Genomic DNA, 3,998 nt, shown 5'->3' with positions numbered 1-3,998 from the left:
GAATAGCATCTCAAAGAATATTTCATGTTTAAAAAGTAATCTATCTAATTTTTTTCTCTCAGGATAATAGATTTTATAAATAGCTTGTATGGGAATTTCGTCTAGACTACGACGGCTATCTACTATATCTACATCACCGTGACGGGAATAAAATTCTAATTCAGTAATGGAGTTTGTTCTATCAGTTGCAAAAGTTAAAAAGTTATTGAGAGAATGTATGAATTTAGAGCGAAAATCATTAAAGGAAAGTTCTTCATTGGGTTGAATCATTAATGAGACAAATTGTTGAAAATTAATACTTTCACGTTTACCTGCTTCAGACCAACCATAAATGACAGAAAATTTTCCGTATGTTGTTGTTGCTTCAATCGTTTCAGGACGAGTGTATATAAATTTTAATTCTTTCTCTTTATCCTGATATGGTAATTCAGGTTCTTCTCTTACAGTAGGTAAGTCTGCCCAGTCAGATAGATAACTATACCGTACTCTAGCTTTATTAAATAATATTTCATCTGGGTTAGTAAAATGTCTACCTATTAAAGCAAGTTCTGAGGTATATTCTTGACTTGCAAAGCCTGGGGCACTTCTTCTTGAATTAGAATTAATACTATTACAAAGAGTAATAATCTCTTTATGTACAATTCCTAAAATAATGGGAATATTAGTAGGAATTTTTCCCACCATAGAAAAATTGAGAAATGAGCCTATCAGTTGGAGTTTAATTCCTTCAGTATTTTTGAATTTGAGAATACCTGCTATTTTTAAATCTGGCTCTGACGGCAGCCACCAAAATCCTTCTAAATTTTCTATGCTTTTCATGTTCAAATATTTAATTAATTAAGTATTAGTAAGACTTAATTTTGTAACACTATGCCTTATTTTTTAATTTTGGGCATAGCTTAAATAATAACATTAATTAGGGGTACTTGACCGCCACATATTCAATGGTGCGTTACGACGAATTACTAAATACCTTTAACATTCTAAATTTTAGCCGTCTAACGCACCCTACAAATTTTGCACTCCCCTCTCCTCGTAGGAGAGGGGTTGGGGGAGAGGTCAACTACTTCACAACCAAGGTCGATGTAGCCGATCGCCCAAATTCTTCGGGTGCATATTGTAGTCGTGCTTCAGCTCCAGGCCAGATAAATGTTCCGGGAGTTACAGACCTGACTAAATAGTGTAAGGTATATACACCTGGGTTTAAACGGTCTGCATAAGCTTCGACGCGATCGCGATATATCTGTTGATATCCTATTTGCCAACTATCTGCTTTTGCTTTGACAGCGGAAGTGGCGGTTTGGAAACTGGTGTCAACTGCTTCTAAACCTGCTGGAAGTGGGTCGCTTATTACTACATGGTCTACGGGGCGGTCTGTAATAATTTCGATTCCTATATCAAAGACTTGCCCTGCACTGACATCTAATGTTGATGGTGCTTTAGATAGATCCATTCGTTGCAAGACGGACGTTTCATGCAACGTCCCTACGGCACGAATTTCCCGCGCTACTCGCAAACCGTTGTACCTTCCTGGTTGGTTTCCTGGGAGGCGATAACTGTATTCAACTAAATAGTGCAGTTTGCCGTCTCCTGATTTTTCCAAGACTAAATCTGATTCACCTTTTGGCAAGCTATCCATTGCGACATTCAAAGATAGGTTGGGATTTTCATAACCCTGAAAACGAGCTGCATCTAATTGTTTGCCAGATAATTTGGCGGTTGTTACAAAGTCTGGTGGAGCAGGTTGGGTATTGCTGTAAGAAGCCAACGCAGTCAATGCTTCGGCATTATCATAAGTTGTGCGCCAGGTGCTGTCGCGTCGCAGGTTGAGCAGACTTTGTAATAGTCGGTCTATTATTTCTGGTTTGGCGTCGCGGGTAATGAATAGTCGCAATGCTTGAGACTGAGTTGCCGTAGTTGAATTTATCCATCCCCAGGTGGAGGGTAAATTCAATGTTGCGCTACGTCCGGTTTCATAGACGCTTTCCTGAATTTCGTCATACATTTCTTTTGACTGTTTGCGCCATTTGGGAAAGGTGGAGAGGTAACGCGCTAATTTAATTTGGTCTACCTGGGATAGTTTTTCCCGTTGTTGATAAATATCTGATAGGAAACTATTTCGGGTGTCGCCTAATTCTGATAATGCCATCAACACATCTAAGCGGACTTGATTTCGACAAAGTTGTTCGCTGCAATAATCATATTTACCTGGGTCTGCTAATAAGTCATTTAAGTAACTCCGCAGACGGTTTACCATTGAGTCATTCACTAAATTTGGAAATGCTTTTTTCGCTTGAGCGATCGCCTCTGTAGCATAAGGAGTCAAATAAGGATTAGAATCTTCTCGCCCTGGATAATAAGCAAAACCACCGTCTGGCAGTTGCAACTCTTCTAATTTTTCTAATGCTAATCTTGCTTGTTGTTTAGGGTTGAAGTCTACAAATGCTTGCTCGTATTTTTTACCTAATATTTGTAGGTTGGAGGCGATCGCTAATTGACTTGCTACTGGTTCGAGAAATGGTAGTTGGTCTTTTTTCAATACTGCTTTTGCAGGAGCTGTAATTTCTGGTATTAACGTACTCGCCAGAGAAATTTCCAGACCTCCCACATCTGGCATTACATTTTCGGTAATATTTAGAGGAATTTGTACTTGGGAGTCAGTAGTACCAGATTCCACGACACTTTCACTTGCTGCTAAAGACCGGACGGGTAGAGAAACTTGAAACCCATCAGTGTTGCGGTTATTCAGGTCGGTCGAAAATTGCACTTTTGCCTCACCCGGTTGTTTTGCCTCCATTGGGAAACGGTAAGCATTAGTGCCTGAGTCTGCTCTGGTTTTGAAAGTTTCCGTAGTTTGGGAATTTTCGGCAAACAAAATATTCTGACTAACTTCCCCATCTATTTTGAGACTACCTTTTTTGCCAGTGTTATTCGTAACTGCAACGCCACCCTCAAATTTATCGCCGATACGAGCAAACTGAGGCAAAACAGGATTTGACATTAAAGGTTGAGTCGTAATAAAAGTCGCCTCTCCATTACCAAAATGTAAATCTCCATCTGTTGCAACGGTCATTACGCGCCAAGTTGTCAGATCATCTGGCATCTTAAAACTTACCGTTGCTTTACCGCGGTCGTCCGTCATTACCGACCCATTATAATAAGCTAAAGACTGAAAATCTTTGCGGATGCGAGTACCAGCAGCACCAGAGGATAAACCACCACCGAAACCCCAACCTTTTCTTAGGGATGTTGCCATCTCTGCCATTGTTACTTCCTCGCGGTTATCGTTGAAACGGGTAGATATTGGTTGCTCCGCGTAGACGGTCTCCACTAAATCTGGTGGTCGATGACCGCTCAGTTGCAAGACCGCTTCATTCACAACCATTACTGTAAACTGACCTTTTGTCGGTTGCCCTTGACTATTTTTTACTGTCAATTCCAAATTTTCCATTCCTCCGGGTTGCAACTCCGGACGTTGGGGTGTCACTTCTACGTTTAAGTATTTGTCTGCCAAATCAATTTTGAATGGAGCAAAACCAACTTTCGTCAAATCTTCGACGCTTCCAGGTTCGACATTTTCCAGAGGTTGACCTTGCCGGACTAATACTGCTTGCACCGCAGCATTAGGCAACATATTCTCTGTGACTTGAAATTGAATTTCCGGTGCGCCACCTGTAACTTTTGTAATTCTTTCGTAGAAAGGTTTGTCGCGCACGACGGCAAAATATAATTCTCCTTCTGGATAAGGCGACTGAATTAAAGCGGTGGCAGTTTCTCCTACTTGATAGGTGTCTTTGTCTAGTTTTATTTCTAGGCGTTTTTCGTTGCGACCTCCCCAATAAACTCGTTCTGTTCCGGTTGCCCAAATCTGAATATCGGTGGCAGTAATATTATCCTCAGCATTGGCAAAGTTGGCACGAATGCGATAACTACCTGATTCTGGGGGGGTGAGGTTGACGGTTTTGGGTTTGTTGCCAGTCTTGACTTTTTCGGTGGCA

2 protein-coding genes are annotated in these 3,998 nt (G+C 40.9%); both read right to left on the bottom strand.

Annotation, left to right across the window (positions count from 1 at the left end; all coding sequences use genetic code 11):
• A partial coding sequence (locus F6K22_RS34585) for an ApeA N-terminal domain 1-containing protein (protein ID WP_293108863.1) occupies positions 1-819 on the bottom strand: 819 nt, incomplete at its 3' end.
• A 244-nt stretch (positions 820-1,063) separates the two neighbouring features.
• A partial coding sequence (locus tag F6K22_RS34580) for an alpha-2-macroglobulin family protein (protein WP_293108860.1) occupies positions 1,064-3,998 on the bottom strand: 2,935 nt, incomplete at its 5' end.

The organism is Okeania sp. SIO2F4, from assembly GCF_010672385.1.
In the GTDB taxonomy this organism is placed as follows: Bacteria; Cyanobacteriota; Cyanobacteriia; order Cyanobacteriales; family Microcoleaceae; genus Trichodesmium.
The sequence above is the reverse complement of the archived record's forward strand: the minus strand, read 5'-3'. Positions and strand labels throughout refer to the sequence as shown.